The sequence below is a fragment of the Ligilactobacillus sp. RTP31139st1_D10_RTP31139_211217 genome, assembly GCF_040226755.1.
GTDB classification, from domain to species: Bacteria; Bacillota; Bacilli; order Lactobacillales; family Lactobacillaceae; genus Ligilactobacillus; species Ligilactobacillus animalis.
The window spans coordinates 34,162-49,949 of record NZ_JBCOAR010000001.1 but is presented as its reverse complement, the minus strand read 5'-3'; the positions used below and the strand labels follow the sequence as shown (position 1 = coordinate 49,949).

14 protein-coding genes and 1 pseudogene are annotated in these 15,788 nt (G+C 40.5%); 1 reads left to right on the top strand and 14 read right to left on the bottom strand.

Annotated elements, in window-relative coordinates; genetic code table 11:
* Nucleotides 1-222 precede the first annotated feature (222 nt).
* The 10 genes and pseudogenes from trmFO to ABT996_RS00220 all read right to left on the bottom strand — a co-directional run bounded on the left by trmFO (nucleotide 223) and on the right by ABT996_RS00220 (nucleotide 10,321).
* Nucleotides 223-1,536 carry an FADH(2)-oxidizing methylenetetrahydrofolate--tRNA-(uracil(54)-C(5))-methyltransferase TrmFO gene (trmFO, locus tag ABT996_RS00265; protein ID WP_035448308.1) on the bottom strand — a complete coding sequence of 438 codons (1,314 nt, stop codon included), beginning with the start codon at nucleotides 1,534-1,536 and terminating at the stop codon, nucleotides 223-225.
* A gap of 15 nt (nucleotides 1,537-1,551) precedes the next feature.
* On the bottom strand, nucleotides 1,552-3,666 hold the full coding sequence (gene topA, locus ABT996_RS00260) for a type I DNA topoisomerase (protein ID WP_035448310.1): 2,115 nt from the start codon (nucleotides 3,664-3,666) through the stop codon (nucleotides 1,552-1,554).
* A gap of 149 nt (nucleotides 3,667-3,815) precedes the next feature.
* Nucleotides 3,816-4,677: pseudogene (dprA, locus tag ABT996_RS00255) on the bottom strand (DNA-processing protein DprA).
* Nucleotides 4,678-4,719: 42 nt separating this feature from the next.
* The gene (rnhB, locus tag ABT996_RS00250; protein WP_035448312.1) at nucleotides 4,720-5,484 is read right to left on the bottom strand and encodes a ribonuclease HII; all 765 of its coding nucleotides are present in this window, start codon (nucleotides 5,482-5,484) and stop codon (nucleotides 4,720-4,722) included.
* A 63-nt stretch (nucleotides 5,485-5,547) separates the two neighbouring features.
* Nucleotides 5,548-6,402 (bottom strand): ribosome biogenesis GTPase YlqF, encoded by an 855-nt coding sequence (ylqF, locus tag ABT996_RS00245; protein ID WP_004047864.1) that lies wholly within the window; start codon nucleotides 6,400-6,402, stop codon nucleotides 5,548-5,550.
* A gap of 52 nt (nucleotides 6,403-6,454) precedes the next feature.
* The gene (gene lepB / locus ABT996_RS00240) at nucleotides 6,455-6,982 is read right to left on the bottom strand and encodes a signal peptidase I (protein WP_010689021.1); all 528 of its coding nucleotides are present in this window, start codon (nucleotides 6,980-6,982) and stop codon (nucleotides 6,455-6,457) included.
* A gap of 102 nt (nucleotides 6,983-7,084) precedes the next feature.
* On the bottom strand, nucleotides 7,085-8,542 hold the full coding sequence (locus ABT996_RS00235; RefSeq protein ID WP_035448314.1) for a S41 family peptidase: 1,458 nt from the start codon (nucleotides 8,540-8,542) through the stop codon (nucleotides 7,085-7,087).
* Nucleotides 8,543-8,764 (bottom strand): YozE family protein, encoded by a 222-nt coding sequence (locus ABT996_RS00230; protein ID WP_010689018.1) that lies wholly within the window; start codon nucleotides 8,762-8,764, stop codon nucleotides 8,543-8,545. It abuts the gene before it with no gap.
* 14 nt (nucleotides 8,765-8,778) lie between these two features.
* Nucleotides 8,779-9,375 carry a YpmS family protein gene (locus ABT996_RS00225; RefSeq protein WP_010689016.1) on the bottom strand — a complete coding sequence of 199 codons (597 nt, stop codon included), beginning with the start codon at nucleotides 9,373-9,375 and terminating at the stop codon, nucleotides 8,779-8,781.
* A gap of 1 nt (nucleotide 9,376) precedes the next feature.
* On the bottom strand, nucleotides 9,377-10,321 hold the full coding sequence (locus tag ABT996_RS00220; RefSeq protein ID WP_035448316.1) for an SGNH/GDSL hydrolase family protein: 945 nt from the start codon (nucleotides 10,319-10,321) through the stop codon (nucleotides 9,377-9,379).
* 142 nt (nucleotides 10,322-10,463) lie between these two features.
* Here ABT996_RS00220 and ABT996_RS00215 point away from each other — a divergent pair, with 142 nt between their 5' ends.
* On the top strand, nucleotides 10,464-11,066 hold the full coding sequence (locus tag ABT996_RS00215; RefSeq protein ID WP_010689013.1) for a hypothetical protein: 603 nt from the start codon (nucleotides 10,464-10,466) through the stop codon (nucleotides 11,064-11,066).
* A gap of 43 nt (nucleotides 11,067-11,109) precedes the next feature.
* On the opposite strand, the gene ABT996_RS00210 is transcribed toward ABT996_RS00215, so the two are convergent.
* Genes ABT996_RS00210 through ABT996_RS00195 form a run of 4 tightly spaced genes read right to left on the bottom strand, consistent with a single transcriptional unit; the run spans nucleotide 11,110 to nucleotide 15,726 of the window.
* Complete coding sequence (locus ABT996_RS00210) at nucleotides 11,110-11,610, bottom strand: dihydrofolate reductase (RefSeq protein ID WP_035448318.1); 501 nt, start codon at nucleotides 11,608-11,610, stop codon at nucleotides 11,110-11,112.
* Between the two features lie 16 nt (nucleotides 11,611-11,626).
* Entirely contained in the window at nucleotides 11,627-12,583 is a 957-nt protein-coding gene (locus tag ABT996_RS00205; RefSeq protein ID WP_035448320.1) for a thymidylate synthase, read from the bottom strand.
* 50 nt (nucleotides 12,584-12,633) lie between these two features.
* The gene (locus ABT996_RS00200) at nucleotides 12,634-14,514 is read right to left on the bottom strand and encodes an ABC-F family ATP-binding cassette domain-containing protein (RefSeq protein WP_035448322.1); all 1,881 of its coding nucleotides are present in this window, start codon (nucleotides 14,512-14,514) and stop codon (nucleotides 12,634-12,636) included.
* Complete coding sequence (locus ABT996_RS00195) at nucleotides 14,515-15,726, bottom strand: CCA tRNA nucleotidyltransferase (RefSeq protein ID WP_010689006.1); 1,212 nt, start codon at nucleotides 15,724-15,726, stop codon at nucleotides 14,515-14,517.
* Nucleotides 15,727-15,788: the final 62 nt, after the last annotated feature.

The following is a 15,788-nucleotide window of genomic DNA, read 5'->3' as shown; positions in this document are numbered from 1 at the left end:
CTTCACCTATCTAAAGCTATTTTCTAATATTGGTCAATGTTAGTCAAGCTCCTAAATACGTATATGTCTAAAACTTTTAAACTTTCTTAAGGTTAGACGTTTGAGATATCTCTTCGTCTATGAACATGTATATTCTAAAACGAAAGTATGTTCGTGTAAAGTGATAAGCACACTAAAAAACTCGTACATCTCACACGAGAAATACGAGTTTTTATTCTTTCTTTAAATATCAGCTGTTGTTTTAAATTCTTCTAAAACAGCTAACGCACGCTGTGATAAAGCTAAATTGCGTTCGCGTTTTTCACGGATACGTTTTTCCAAACGTGGGACGATCCCAAAGTTTGCATTGATCGGTTGGAAATGCTTAGGACTAGCATGGGTGATATAGTGAGCCATTGCCCCCATCATCGTTTCTTCTGGGAAAACGACTGGTTCTTTACCTTGAGCGATCAAGGCTGCATTGATCCCTGCATAAAGTCCGCTAGCTGCACTTTCAACATAGCCTTCGACACCTGTCATTTGACCTGCAAATAATAGATCAGCACGCTTTTTAGTTTGATATGTTGCATTTAAAAATTCTGGTGAACGCAAGTAAGTATTGCGATGCATCACACCATAACGGACAAATTGAGCATTTTCTAGCCCTGGGATCATTGAAAAGACCCGTTTTTGTTCGCCCCACTTGAGATGCGTCTGGAACCCAACAAGGTTATATAAGTTACCCGCAGCATTGTCTTGCCGTAATTGAACGACGGCAAAAGGTTCTTTACCCGTTTTAGGGTCTTCTAGGCCAACTGGTTTTAAAGGACCAAAAAGCATCGTCTTTTCACCACGCGAAGCCATTTGTTCGATCGGCATACAGCCCTCAAAGAATTTTTGATCTTCAAAGTCATGTAATTCAGCCATCTCAGCATTGATCAACTCATGATAAAAATTGTAGAATTCTTCTTCTGTCATTGGACAGTTGAGATAAGCTGCTTCGCCTTTATCGTAACGTGATTTCAAATAGATCTTATCCATATCAAGGGATGATTTTTCAACGATCGGAGCAGCGGCATCATAGAAATATAGACCTTCATCGTCGGTTAAACGCTTGATCGCTTGCGCCAATGGATCAGAAGTCAATGGTCCAGTCGCAATGACCGTTAATCCTTCTGGGATCTCAGTCAATTCTTCTCGGATAACTTCCACATTAGGATGATTTGTCAATTTTTCTGTGATCGCACTCGAGAACGTTTCGCGGTCAACGGCTAACGCTCCACCAGCGGGAACGTTATGTGTATCGGCTGCCTCCATGATGATCGAATCTAAGCGCCGCATCTCTTCTTTTAACAACCCCGCACCATTTGTTAATTGATTTGCACGCAACGAGTTAGTGCAGACCAATTCAGCAAAATTTTGTGTATGGTGGGCTGGGGTCTTTTTCTCAGGCCTCATTTCATAAAGTCGAACCTTGAGGCCACGTTTGGCGATCTGCCAAGCGGCTTCACTGCCGGCTAAACCGGCACCAATAACATTAATGCTAGTAGTTGTCATTATTTTACTCCTTAGTTATTTTTGAATGGCTTCTTCATAGTCACCATTTGGACACTTAACTTGTTGTCCCTTTTTCGTCTTTTTATAGACTAGATAGTGGTCACATTTAGGGCAATTTCTACCGACCGGCTTGTCCCAAGAAACAAACTCGCAGTCTGGATACCGCGAACAGCCATAGAAAACACGATTCTTCTTGGATTTACGTTCAACAACTTGTCCCTTGCCACAAACTGGGCATTTTACCCCGATCTGTTTGATGATTGCTTGGGTGTTACGGCAATCTGGGAACCGGCTACAAGCGTAAAACTTACCATAGCGTCCCATTTTGACGACCATTGGGGCACCACAGATCTCACAGTTAAAACCAGCTGGTTCATCTTTGATCGTGACCTTAGCTAATTTTTCAGAAGCTTCTTTGACCTCATCAGAGAATGGTTGATAAAATTCGTCGATAATGGAGACCCATTCTTGTTTACCTTCTTCGATCTCATCTAGCTGTCCTTCCAAATTAGCCGTAAAATCAACATTTAAGATATCAGGGAAGCATTCCTGGATCATCTTATCAACGATCTCACCTAATTCCGTTGGTTCGAATTTACGGGCAGCTAATTTTACATAGTAACGCTTTTGGATGACATTTAGCGTTGGCGCATACGTTGAAGGACGTCCGACCCCATTTTCTTCGAGCGTCTTGATCAAACTAGCTTCAGTATAACGAGCTGGTGGTAAGGTGAAGTGTTGATTAGGTTGATTTTTGACCATTAAAACTTCATCAGCTTCTTTTAGGTCTGGTAAGACATTATCTTTGCGCTTGGATTCAGCATAGACCTTAGTAAAACCATCAAATTTTAGTTTTGATCCATTTGCACGATAAGTCACACCATTTTGCGTTAGATCGACGCGCATCGTATCGACAATCGCCGGTGTCATCTGACTTGCCACAAACCGTGACCAGATCAAAGAATAGAGTTTCATTTGATCTTTAGTCAAATATTTCTCGATCGATTTAGGGGTCCGCATAACTGAAGAAGGTCGGATCGCTTCATGGGCGTCTTGTGCTCCTTCAGATAGTTTAGCCTTACGTGGCTTTAAAGCTGCATACTCTTCACCATATTCTTCATGAATAAAGGTCGAAGCTTCATGCTTTGCTACACTAGAGATCCGTGTTGAGTCGGTCCGCATATACGTGATCAACCCAACAGCACCGCCACGGCCTAAACTGATCCCTTCATAGAGTTGTTGGGCCACCATCATCGTCTTTTGTGTCTTGAATTTCAATGTGTTGTTTGCAGTCTGTTGCAACGTCGAAGTCGTAAATGGTGGCTGTGGCATCCGTTTACGTTCCTTCTTAGTAACACTTGAAACAGTAAATGGCTTCTTAGTGTCTAACTTAGCTAAAACATTTTGCACTGCTTCGTTGTTCTTTAGCTCAGCTTTCTTGCCGTCTAAGCCATAGAAACTAGCATCGAATTTAGCTTTATCCTTTTTGAATTGAGCATCTAAAGTCCAATATTCTTCAGGCTTAAAAGCTTTGATCTCTTGTTCACGTTGAATGATCAAGTTTAAAGCGATCGATTGCACACGCCCAGCTGATAGCCCTTTTTTGATCTTAGCCCATAATAGTGGTGAGATCGAGTAACCTACTAAACGATCAAGAACCCGCCTAGCTTGTTGAGCATCAACTAAATTCATATCGATCGCCCGTGGGTTTTTAAAAGCATTTTTAACCGCATCTTTAGTGATCTCATTGAACACGACCCGGTTTTTATCTTTTGGATCAAGCCCTAAAAGATAGGATAAGTGCCATGCGATCGCTTCTCCTTCACGGTCCGGATCGGCTGCGAGATAAACGTGAGCAGCCTTTTTGGCTTCTTTTCTTAGTTCTTTTATCACATCACCTTTACCGCGGATCGAAATGTAATGTGGTTCGTAGTTATTTTCAACATCGACCCCCATCTTACTCTTAGGTAAGTCACGAATATGCCCTAAACTAGCCATAACTTTATAGCGTGAGCCTAAATATTTTTCGATCGTTTTAGCCTTAGAAGGTGATTCCACGATCACTAAATTTTTTTTTACTTTGCGTTTTGTTTTCTTTTTGGTAGCAGACCCAGTTGTAGACCTCGGCATACCAACAACTCCCTCATAATATAGTCTTGATTTAAAAATATCTGCTGACACGATCGATCGACCAGTCACGAAATTCGATACTCATGTTATGCTATTTAAACTAACTTTGTCAAGCAGTTTGAACATTTCTCAGCTATTGTTCACCTTACCTAAATAAATTCTTCTAAGATATCATTACTATTCAGGACTGGTTTGGCTCCAGCTGCGATCAACTCATTACATCCCATCGAATTGATATCATTTATGCGCCCAGGTAAAGCTAAAACATTGCGATTTTCTTGTAGTGCAAGATTAGCGGTGATCAAACTGCCACTGTGATGTCTTGCCTCAACGACTAACACTGTTTGGCACAATCCTGCAATGATCCGATTACGCAAAGGAAAATGGTATTTCAACGGCCGACTTTCCAAAGGATATTCACTGAGCAACAGTCCAGCATGTGCGATCTGTGTTTGTAAAGCACGATTACAGCTTGGGTAACTGATATCTAGGCCATTACCGATCACAGCGATCGTTTTTCCGTGGTGTTTCAAAGCCAACTGATGAGTAAGACCATCAACTCCCTTGGCCAACCCACTGACAAGGACAAGTTGTTGTTGGATCACGTTAGGTAATAATTAAGTCAAGGCTTGCAGTGCATATGAACTACATTGCCGTGCTCCGACTACACCTAAGAGTTTTTTAGAATCCAACAGTTCGATATCACCTTGATAAAACAAAACGACCGGTGGTGAGTATATTTCCTGTAATTGTGACGGGTAGCGCTTATCTAAAATCGTCAAAAAATGACTGACCTTTAGATTTTGGCGGACCTTTTGCGCTAATTGTTTACTTTGTAGAGCATCCCATAGATCATTTTTTTGCGTTTGTCCTAATTTTAGAAGTAAAAAAAGTTCATCTTTACTAGGGCCAACGCTCAAATGAAAGCATATAACGAACGACCCGTAATTCATTTTTAAGATCTAGGTTACATAAATGTAGCTTCAGCAAGAAAAATTCTAATTCGTTCATGAAAAACACCTCTCGCTATATAAATACGCAAAAGGTATGAGTTTATTTGCTTAAATATTTAACAACTGGTTCAAATGTCTTACGATGGATCGGAGTGACTCCTTTTTGAGCTAGACCAGCCAAATGTTTAGGCGTCCCGTAGCCAGCATTATTACCTAGATCATAGCCTGGATATACCGTATCGTAAAATTTCATCAAGTGGTCACGATTGACTTTAGCAACGATACTAGCGGCTGAGATCGAAACTGATTTAGCGTCGCCCTTGATCAATTTTGTTTGCGGGATGTCAGTATCGATCTGCATCGCATCGATCAAAATATGCCCCGGTTTGATCGTTAAAGCTTCCAAAGCTTCTTTCATTGCGATCCGAGTTGCCTGATAGATATTGACTTCATCGATCAGATCATTTTCGGCTACTCCAACGGCTACCGCGACCGCTTGTTCTAAAATTTTACTATAAAGTTCTTCACGTTTTTTTTCAGATAACTGCTTTGAATCATTGACTTCAACTAATTGAAAATCATGCGGTAAGATCACTGCTGCTGTAACGACTGGACCAGCCAAAGGGCCGCGACCGACTTCGTCGATCCCGGCAACGTATTCAACGTCATTATTCCATAGTTGTTTTTCTAAACGCAAGCGTTCTTTAAATTTGACTAGCTTTTGTGCCTGTTTTTCTTTTTGTTTATAATACGTTGCTAAGGCAGTCTGAACACCTTTACGTGGGTCGTTTTTCAATTCTGCTAACATTTCAGCGCTAGGCTCAGCCTTTAATAGCGCTTTGATCTGTGCGATCGTGTATGCCAAAATAATTCCCCCAATTAATAAATTAAGAGGGGCATGCTACTGCAAGTCCCTCTCGAATATGATCTAAACTTTAGCTGGATCTTTAGGAACGTCATCCAAAGTATAACGTCCTAACTTGCCCTTGCGACAATCAAAGATCAAACGTTCACTTGCGCGCTCATAGTCATCTTTAAAGCCCAATTTACGCGTCAGTTCCAGTAAAACTTCAACTGTCGGCAATTCCAAAAGTTCTTCGTCGATCTTATAGCGTTCGATCAAAGCTTGTGGATTTTTTGCACTGAATTCTTCGATCTCATATAACGCAACATCATCTTTTGCATATAAAGTATCCTTGATCGCACCCGTCAAAGCTAGCTTTTTACCCACGATCGGATCTTCGAACTTCGGCCACAAGATCCCCGGTGTATCTAATAATTGGAGATCTTTGCCAGCTTTCAACCATTGCTGCGACTTGGTGACCCCAGGGCGATTGCCAACTTGAGCAACATTTTTTTTGACCAAATGATTCAATAACGTAGATTTTCCTACGTTAGGGATGCCGATACACATGACTTTGATGCGTTGCGATAAGATCCCGCGTGCTTTTTTATTTGCTAATTTTTCAGCTAAGACTTCTTTGATCTTCTTATCGATCACTTTTAATGAACCTTGAACACTGTTGATCGCTACAGCAGGTTGTCCCATTTTTTCGTAATACTCGATCCATTTACGGGTTTCCTTAGGATCAGCTAAGTCCATTTTCGTCAGCACGATAATACTTGGCTTGTCTTGTAATAGATCCTTTAACTGGGGATTACGTGATGATTCAGGTAGTCTAGCATCGACTAATTCCAAAACGACATCCACCAGTTTGAGGTTTTCTTTGACTTGACGTAAGGCTTTGGCCATGTGACCAGGGAACCATTGAATAATTGCCATGTTTTTGCATCCTTTCATAAAATTAAATCAGCTTTTGCTATTATACCATGCCTTATAGTACTTTAAAATGCCAGATAGGCCAGTAAATGATCCAGGCTCGTCCTGAGATACACGTTTCATCGACCATCCCTAAAGTACGCGAATCTTGACTGATCCGGCGATTATCTCCCAATACAAAATATTTACGCGCTGGGACTTTAGTAGTCGTAAAAAAATCATCCAATGTAAAATCTGAAGTTTCACCCAAATTTGGATCCGTTAGAAATTTTTCTGGGACCTTCTTTTGATTTACATAAAGCTGATTATTTTCATATTTGATCTCATCACCAGGTAACCCGATCACCCGTTTGATATAAGTTTCACCATTAGCGAGCTTGAAAGTGACGATATCAAAACGCTTGATCGTACCGTAATGTCGCACCAAGACTTCATCATGATCATGAAGTGCCGGTAACATCGAATTGCCATTGACCTCCAAAGGGGTGACTAAAAAAAAGCGAATGAAGAGCGCTATTACGAGCGCCAATACGAAGGGACCACTCCATTTTTTGAGTTTTTGTTTATCTACATGTACTTTCATGATGATCTCTACGTCCCTTTCTGAAAAATACACCCATATTGTAACATAATTCTTGTAAAGATAAAAAACGGGCGTCTGTTTTGAGACGTCCCGTTAAAAAATTTATTCACTTAATTTTTCGACAGCTTTTTGGTAGGCATTGTCTGATTCGGTGACTTTTTGAGCAACTTTGGCTTCAATACTTTCAACGGTTGCTTTATCAGCCGTTCCGGTAACTGTTAGCCCATTATCTGTTTGATATTTTTCAACAGCTTGCTTAGTTTGCTCATTAAAGTAACCTGATTTTTCATCCAAATCATAGCCTAAAAAGACCAGCATCTGTTGCAAATTCTTGATCTGCTTTGAATTTTGTCCTTCTTGATAGGTTTTAGCTGTATCGATCGCAGTCAAGTAGGCAACATCCGGATAATCCGCTTCGACATCTGGCTTGATCCCTTTTTTATGGATCCAAGTTCCATCTGGCGTCAACCACTTAGCGATCGTTAATTTCAATTCAGTCTTATCTTTGAATGGTAGCGTATTTTGAACTGTTCCTTTACCATAGGACTTAGTTCCGATCAAAGTGACATTGTTACCTGATTGTTTGAGTGCCGCCGCAAAGATCTCTGAAGCACTAGCGGAGCCGCCATTGATCAAGACGATCGATTTTTCCTTGACCTTGAAACCGTCATCCAGTTCATTACTTGCCTTATAGACCGTTGGCTTGCCATCACGGCCAACAACTTGTAAGATCGGTTTGCCGTTTTCAACAAACATTGAAGACATCGCTAAAGCTTGATCCATCAAGCCACCTGGATTATTACGTACATCGATGATAAAGGACTTAGCCCCTTTTTTGCGCAAGCTTTGGACTGTTTGTTTAAATTCTTTGGCAGTATTTTCAGAAAATGAAGTTACTTGAATATAACCGACCTGCTTATCTTCAGTAGCTAATTTACCCTCAACTGTTTTAACTGGGATCTTAGCCCGCGTCAAAGTCTTCGTGAAAGTCGTTCCATTCCGCTTGATCGTAACTGAAACCTTAGTCCCAACTTTACCCCGCATCAATGAAACAGCTTTATTCAAGGAGTAATCCTTAGTCGATCTGCCATCGATCTTGACGATAACATCATTTGCTTTCAAACCGGCTTTAGCAGCTGGTGTCCCTGCAATCGGTGACATGATCTTGATCTCTGAACCACTTTTTTGCACTTGGGCGCCGATACCGCCAAAACTTCCCGAGATCGAATCATTTAATTCTTGACTTTCAGTCGCATTCATATACTCGGTAAAGGGATCACCTAAAGCCTCGACCATCCCATTTAAAGCACCATCAACCAGTTTTTGTTGACTGACATCTTTATAATAGTTGTAGTAAAGGGCATTATAGACCGTATTGATCTTGCCCATTGCTTGGTTAGCCGACTCGAGCCCCTTTACCTGACGATCCATCAGCCAAAACACGCCACCACCACTGAGCAAGGCGACACAAACTGCAACGAGCACGGTGGTCAATAAATTGTACTTTTTTTGTAAAAACACTCTTTTAAGTTTTGGTTCTTTTTGCTTCTCTTTTTCCACTTAAATTACCTCTTCCAAATATCCTTGCCAAGCTTCATCGAAAACACTCATTGAAGGTAGATAAGTCGCATTCAATTCGAGATAATGCGAGATCTCATGATAATCATCCGAATGTTTAGGAAAAGCTTGATCAAAGAACGCTGCATTGGCAAAATGACTGATCTCATCTACACCATTGGGATCACGTTTAGTCATCAAATACCGATAAAAACTTTCGCGCATAAATTTACCTACCTTTAATTAGTATTACTCAATGGGAAAGCGACTTTAAATTGAAGATCATCTTGCTTGAGATCAAATTTTTCACCTTGGATCTTGATCCCTTGTTTTTTGGTCAATTGATTTAGATCAAGGGTGATCGTTGCTTTGGAGGCATTGATCTTAGCCCACTTACCGAGATCGTAATTATTTTTGATATACCCTAAGACAAAACTTGGTGGAGCATTCAAAGATCCGATCGCGACTGATTTAGTTTTTAGTTCTAGATTTCCCGAATCGTCAAGCTGTGGCGTCGCATATAGCGTGAAGGAGACATCTTTGCCTAAGATCTTTGTCGTCCCCATCAAGATCGCAGATTTATCCAAGACGAAACGGTACTTGATCGCACCCTTCTTTTGGTTTTGTTGTAGATAATAGTTGACAGCCGCACTTAGTTGCTCTTTATTCAAAACAACATTGACATTGGCATACTGTCCTTGTTTTTGTGTTGTTTGCGTTGCGATCTGTTTTTGATCTGAGCTTGGAGTCGTTACTTGAAACCAAACAAAGACGATAAAGCCTAATACTAGCCCTAAAAGGATCGCAAACGCCCATTTCCAAGGATTTTGTTTCATTTTATTTTTCACCCTCTAACCATGTACTTTTATGTTTGAGCATCACTTGATATAGTCTAGAAGTGATGTAGCGATAACCTTTATCGTTAGGATGAAAATGATCTTCATCAGATAGATAGTCATTTTTCTCCTTATCATCACTTAAAAGTTGCTCAAGTTTACTATCAGCAACATCATTTAGATCGGTCGTCGCATTTTTTTGCAGTGTTGCCTTCGATCTACCGTAATATTGCCCCTCAGATAGCCGCTTATTTACATCCACAAAATAGATCTTCGACTCATTTTTAATAGTATCCTTAGCAACTTCATTCCATTCATCAGTATATTGTTGCATTTGTGTTAAAGTCGGAAAATATACATAAAATGGATTGTAGACACTGATCAAGAAGATCGGTGCAGTTTTGTTATATTGCCGCACAGTCGCTAATAAACTCTGTAAATTAGCTGCATATTCAGTTTTAGCTTTAGGCATTGCATTACTGAGTTTATTTTCAGCTAAACTATTGAAGTTTTGTTGAAGAACTTTCATTAGATCGTTCCCGCCGACCGTCATCGTAATCACATCAGCCTTTTTAAGATCTGACTGGAGCTGTTTTGAATCAAGCACACGTTGTTTTATCTGATCACTACGATCACCAGTCTTGCCGTAATTGTGTGTGGTCACCGTTAGAGCTTGTTTTTGCTCGAGCTTGGTCTTGATCAAGCCAACATAACCACCTTTATCTGTGGTATCACCCACACCAAAAGTCAAAGAATCACCTAAAGCAGTCAAGGTCAGGGTCGGTTTGGCTTTTTTGGTAGTAGCTCGTTCCACTTTAGCGGTAACTTTTTTGACTGGGTCCAATTCTTGTTTCTGCGGTAATACAAGCTGTAAAACTAAATAAAAAACAGCAGCTACTCCAACGATACAACCGACAAATGCTGCTATTTTTCCGATTACTTTCAAAAAATATCCCCCTTTAATTGGTCTTGCCTTTATTGTAAGCTAAATGCACTTTAATTTAAATACTTATCTCATGTAAGTTGTATTTGCTAGTATGTTACAATTGTAATTGATTAAAAATTTTTTATCAGAAAGGTCGATCTATTTGCCTAAATATACTAACAAAAATCTGATCGCTAGTTCGATCATCACAGGGATCGCGCTGCTAGGCTCTGTCTTTTTAACGATCATCACGCTGCTAGCTGGGCATCCCAAAACTGCCTTTATTGTTGCGCTTTCGCTTATCTTAGGGACTGTTAGCCTGTATCTATTGCTAAAGATCATTACTTTAGCTCTGTATAATACTAAAGCTCACCGTCCTTTAGACACGATAACACGTAGCTTAGGAGCTTTGACGCTTATGACGCTGCTTTACCCACTTTGTTTTGGGGTAAAGTTTTTTGCAGCCGGCTGGGTCGCTTTTGGACTCGTGACTGCTTGGGCGGTCTTAACATTGATCTATGAATGTGTTTTTTATCTAAAATACTGGCAATGGGTCTATGCCGTTAGCTTGGTCGTTTGGTTGGTCTGTTTGATCTTGATCGTTACCGGTCAGATCTTTGAACCACTCTTTATTATCGCCATCATCTTAGGGATCCTTTCCTATTGGTGGAATAAAGCCCAGCCTAAACTACTTTGGCTCTCATGTCTTGCAGAAACATTGCTGATCTGGACTTGGCTTTTAGGTCTGATACAATTGATCCGTTAGTGATGATAAAAACAGGGATGTCGTAATAAAACATCCCCGTTTTTTATTTACGTTCATAGATATAGAAGGTGTGTGGATAATGATTTTTTTCATCGACCACACCGTCTTCTTGAAAGATCACTCTGAATTTTGAATAATCTAGCTCAGGCATAAGCGTATCACCCTTAAATTCAGCAGCGATCTTGGTCACATACAGACGCTCAACTTCTTCTTGCAAACTATTGAACAGCGAAGCGCCACCGATCACAAAAACTTCCTCAGACTGTTGTGATAACCAAGTCTTTAGCTCAGTTAGATCTGAAAAAACCGTTAAGCGTTCAGTCGTTTGTGCTTCTTTTTTTAATTCTTCACTGTGCGTCAAGACGACATGTTGGCGCTTCGGCAATAAGCCTGGAAAACTAGCAAAAGTCTTGCGTCCCATAACGATCGGGTGACCGATAGTTTGTTTTTTAAAGAAAGCTAGATCAGCTGGCAGATGCCAAGGTAATTTCCCCTGGTATCCGATATGATGTGCCTTATCTTCAGCCCAAATAAATGAGATCATTTTTTTACCCCTTTTCTTATACAGCCACAGGTGCTTTGATAGCTCCCCAAGATTCATAGCCTTCTAGTTTGATATCATCCATTTCAAATGACAAAACGTCTTTTTTAGCTGGATTCAACCACAACTTAGGGGCCACTTTAGGTGTACGTGCTAATTGCTCTTTAACTTGCTCAAGATGGTTAGAGTAGATATGCGCATCCCCTAAAGTATGGATAAATTCGCCTACCTCTAATCCTGTTTCATGGGCGATCAAATGTGTCAATAAAGCATAACTAGCAATATTGAACGGTACTCCTAAAAAGACGTCACCACTTCGTTGATAGAGCTGACAACTCAACTTATTGTCATTGACATAAAATTGAAATAACGTATGGCACGGTGGCAAAGCACTGAAAGGTACATCTTCAGGATTCCAAGCCGAAACGATCATTCGTCTAGAATTTGGGTCAGTTTTGATCGTCTCGATCACATCTTTGATCTGATCGATCGTTTCGCCTGTATGGGTTTTCCAATGCCGCCACTGTGCACCATAAACGTCACCTAAATTGCCATACTTAGCTGCAAATTCATCATCGTTAACGATCCGGTCGCAAAATTGCTTCTTTTGTGTTAGATATACTTCTTTGAACGCTGGATCTTTTTGAGCACGTAAGCCAAAATCAGTCATATCTGGTCCAGTGTACTCATCACTTTCGATCCAATTTTTAAAAGCCCATTCATCCCAAATATGATTATTATGTTGCAATAGGTATTGAATATTGGTATCACCCTTCAAAAACCAAAGCAACTCACTTTTGATCAAGCCAAAAGGAACTTTTTTAGTTGTCAATAAAGGAAAACCTTGGCTTAGGTCAAAGCGCATTTGATAACCAAATAAACTGGTCGTCCCTGTTTTAGTCCGGTCACCTTTTTGATGACCCTTTTCTAAAATATCTCGAATCAATTGTAAATACGGTTCTTCAAGTGCAGTCATTTTCTTCCTCCGATGCAATTATTTGGGATAGATCATTATATCATGTTTTATTAGACGTATTGTCCTAACTCTTCCCAGCGGGCCATTTTTTGTTCACTTTGTGCGTTTAGGTCGTCGATCTCTTGTTGTAAACTGGCGAGCTTAGGATAATCTGAACCATCCACTTCACCCATTTGCGTCTGTAATTGTTCTAGCTTTTCATCCAACATTTCGATCTCTTGTTCTAATTTATCAAATTCAAGCTGCTCAGCATAAGTCAATTTTGTTTTTTCTTTTGGTTCAGTCGATTTGGTAACTGGCTTTTCCTTGACTACTTTTTTGGCAGGTCGTTTATCTAGATTTTTTTTTAGATAATCTGTGAAAAGCCCATAATGCCGTGTTATTTTAGCATTGCCTTCAAAGATCAAAAGTGAATCGGCTACTTTGTCTAAGAAATAACGGTCATGCGAAACTGTGATCACGGTTCCTTGGAATTGATCGAGATAATCTTCCAATACCGTCAATGTACCGATATCTAGATCGTTTGTCGGTTCGTCTAAGATCAAGACGTTTGGCTGCATCATCAGTAGTTTCAAAAGATATAAGCGCCGTTTTTCGCCCCCAGAAAGTTTCTTGATCAAGGTACCATGCATTGATCTTGGAAAGAGAAACTGTTCGAGCAATTGCGTCGTGCTGACGTGCTCGCCATCTTTATTGACGATCGTTTGAGCAACATCATTTAGATAACTGATAACTCGTTTGTCCTCAGGGATGTCTTCTGTTTTTTGTTGGTAGTAGGCGATCTTAACCGTTTCACCTGTGATCAATTCTCCACTGTCTAAAGCTAATTTCCCAGCTAAAACATTCAATAAACTTGATTTACCAGCACCATTGACCCCTGTGATCCCGATCCGATCACCGGCTTGGATCAACAGATCAAAGTCTTTTAAGATCGCATGCTCATCTAAGTTTAATGAAGCATGTTTTAGCTCTAAAACTTTTTTACCTAAGCGTTGTTGCCCTAGATTGATATCGACTTTACCATCAACTTGAACTTTGTTGAGATTTTCTTTTAGTTCATTAAAGCTATTGATCCGAGCTTGCTGTTTAGTCGTTCGCGCTTTAGCCCCGGTACGCATCCACGCTAATTCTTTTTTATAGAGCTGTTGTTGCTTATGTTCAGCAGTCAATTCGCGTTCGACACGTTTTGCCTTTTGATCGACAAAATCTTGATAATTCCCGGTATAAAAATATAATTTGCCAAATGATAGTTCAATGATCTGATTAGCGATCTGGTCTAAGAAATAACGGTCATGGGTCACTACTAAAAGCGCACCCTTATACGAAGCTAGGTAATTTTCTAGCCAAGCGATCGAATCAAAGTCCAAGTGGTTTGTCGGTTCGTCTAGGATCAGTAGGTCTGGCTCTTGGATCAAAACTTGGGCTAGGCCGACCCGTTTGACCTGACCACCAGAAAGTGTCTTGATCTTTTGATGCCAATCGTTGATGTGTAACTGCGTCAAAATAGTCTTAATATCACTATCAGCACTCCAAGCATCTTCTTGATTCATCTTGGCTTCAGCCTCATCGTAGCGTTTTTGGAGTTTTTCATTTTCCGGATCATTACTGTAGGCCGTTAATGCTTGTTCGTAATGTTTGATCGTCTGAAAAACTGGCGCTGCACCATCAAAAACAGCTTCCATGATCGTTTTTTCTGGATCCAATTCAGGTTGTTGCTTTAGATAACTGATCCGATAATTATTAGGTGCGATCAATTCACCAGAATCGGCGGGATCAAAACCACTGATCGTATTCAAAAAAGTCGTCTTCCCTGAACCATTAGTCCCGATCAAGCCGATCCGGTCATGTTCATTGATGATAAAACTCGCATCTTGAAACAGTGTTTTATCGCCATAGGTCTTAGTTAAATTTTCAATTCGAAGTGTTTGCATCTAGTTTAATTCCTTACTTAATTTTTCAGCTTGAGCTAATAAAACTGCTTTATCGTTGGCTAGTTCACCTAGCACAACTTTTTGTTCGAGCGTATTCAAGATCTTGCCTAATCCTGGTCCTGGTTTTAGGCCCAGTGTTTGGATCAGATCCTTACCATTCAAAGCTAACTGCGCCTTATCTTTGATCGGTAACGCTGTATAGGTCTGTAAAAGTTTAGCACCGGTCAAAGGTAACTGTAAGATATCTAATAGGTGGCTCGCTGCTTTAGTTGCACGTTCTTTAGCATGGTAACAGACCAACGGATCAAGATCAGGTGTGGCTTGCTCAAGGATCGATAGGACGTTTTGAACTTCCATACTGATATCATTTGAAGTTTTCCAAGCTTTGAGAAAACTGCGGACTTGTTTAGGGGTAAGCTCAAAGACATAGGCCAATAATGCCCAACATTCTAATTCATCTACTAGTTTTAGTTGAGGCAATTTGGCGATCTTACGTAAAGCTTGCTCACGTGTCGCAAATTGTGGGCAGTATTTGAAAAGTTCTGTTTCTAAAAAGGCATCTAGTCCTTGGACCACATTTTTACCTAATAATAATTTGATCCATTCGACTTGGATCCGTTCAACCGCGATCTTTTCGAGTAAATGTGCATTGGCTTTGATCGCTTGTAAAGTCTTAGGCTCGATCTTAAAATCCAATTGACTAGCAAAGCGTACTGTCCGCATCATGCGTAAGGCGTCTTCAAAGAAACGCTCAGTCGGATCACCCACAGCACGGATCGTTTTATTTTTTAAGTCATCTAAGCCAGAAAACATGTCGATCACAGTGCCATCGGGTGCTAAAGCCAAAGCATTGATCGTTAAGTCGCGGCGCTTGAGATCTTCTTTTAAAGAACGCACAAATTCGACTTTATCAGGGCGCCGAAAATCTTGATAGCCACTTTCCGTCCGAAAAGTCGTGATTTCGTAACCTTCACCATGGTCTAATACCATGACAGTTCCGTGCTCGATCCCCGTGTCGACTGTCCGCTCAAAGATCGCTTTTATCTCGGCCGGATATGCACTAGTTGCAATATCAACATCGTGGATCGGTAAGCCTAGGATCGTATCCCGGACGCTTCCCCCCACAAAGTAAGCTTCAAAGCCAGCAGCTCTTATCTGTTGTAACAACGGTAAAGCTACCGTAAATTCTTGAGGTATTTTTTCTACTTGCATAATCTATATCCAACCTATTCTAAATATATAGTCAGTATTATTATAGCCGTCTCAATTCAGCG

What these genes read in the sequence shown, in the direction of transcription:
- trmFO (WP_035448308.1), bottom strand. Translation starts at nt 1,536, where the DNA reads ATGACAACTACTAGCATTAATGTTATTGGTGCCGGTTTAGCCGGCAGT.
- topA (WP_035448310.1), bottom strand. Translation starts at nt 3,666, where the DNA reads ATGCCGAGGTCTACAACTGGGTCTGCTACCAAAAAGAAAACAAAACGC.
- ylqF (WP_004047864.1), bottom strand. Translation starts at nt 6,402, where the DNA reads ATGGCAATTATTCAATGGTTCCCTGGTCACATGGCCAAAGCCTTACGT.
- lepB (WP_010689021.1), bottom strand. Translation starts at nt 6,982, where the DNA reads ATGAAAGTACATGTAGATAAACAAAAACTCAAAAAATGGAGTGGTCCC.
- ABT996_RS00230 (WP_010689018.1), bottom strand. Translation starts at nt 8,764, where the DNA reads ATGCGCGAAAGTTTTTATCGGTATTTGATGACTAAACGTGATCCCAAT.
- ABT996_RS00225 (WP_010689016.1), bottom strand. Translation starts at nt 9,375, where the DNA reads ATGAAACAAAATCCTTGGAAATGGGCGTTTGCGATCCTTTTAGGGCTA.
- ABT996_RS00210 (WP_035448318.1), bottom strand. Translation starts at nt 11,610, where the DNA reads ATGATCTCATTTATTTGGGCTGAAGATAAGGCACATCATATCGGATAC.
- ABT996_RS00205 (WP_035448320.1), bottom strand. Translation starts at nt 12,583, where the DNA reads ATGACTGCACTTGAAGAACCGTATTTACAATTGATTCGAGATATTTTA.
- ABT996_RS00200 (WP_035448322.1), bottom strand. Translation starts at nt 14,514, where the DNA reads ATGCAAACACTTCGAATTGAAAATTTAACTAAGACCTATGGCGATAAA.
- ABT996_RS00195 (WP_010689006.1), bottom strand. Translation starts at nt 15,726, where the DNA reads ATGCAAGTAGAAAAAATACCTCAAGAATTTACGGTAGCTTTACCGTTG.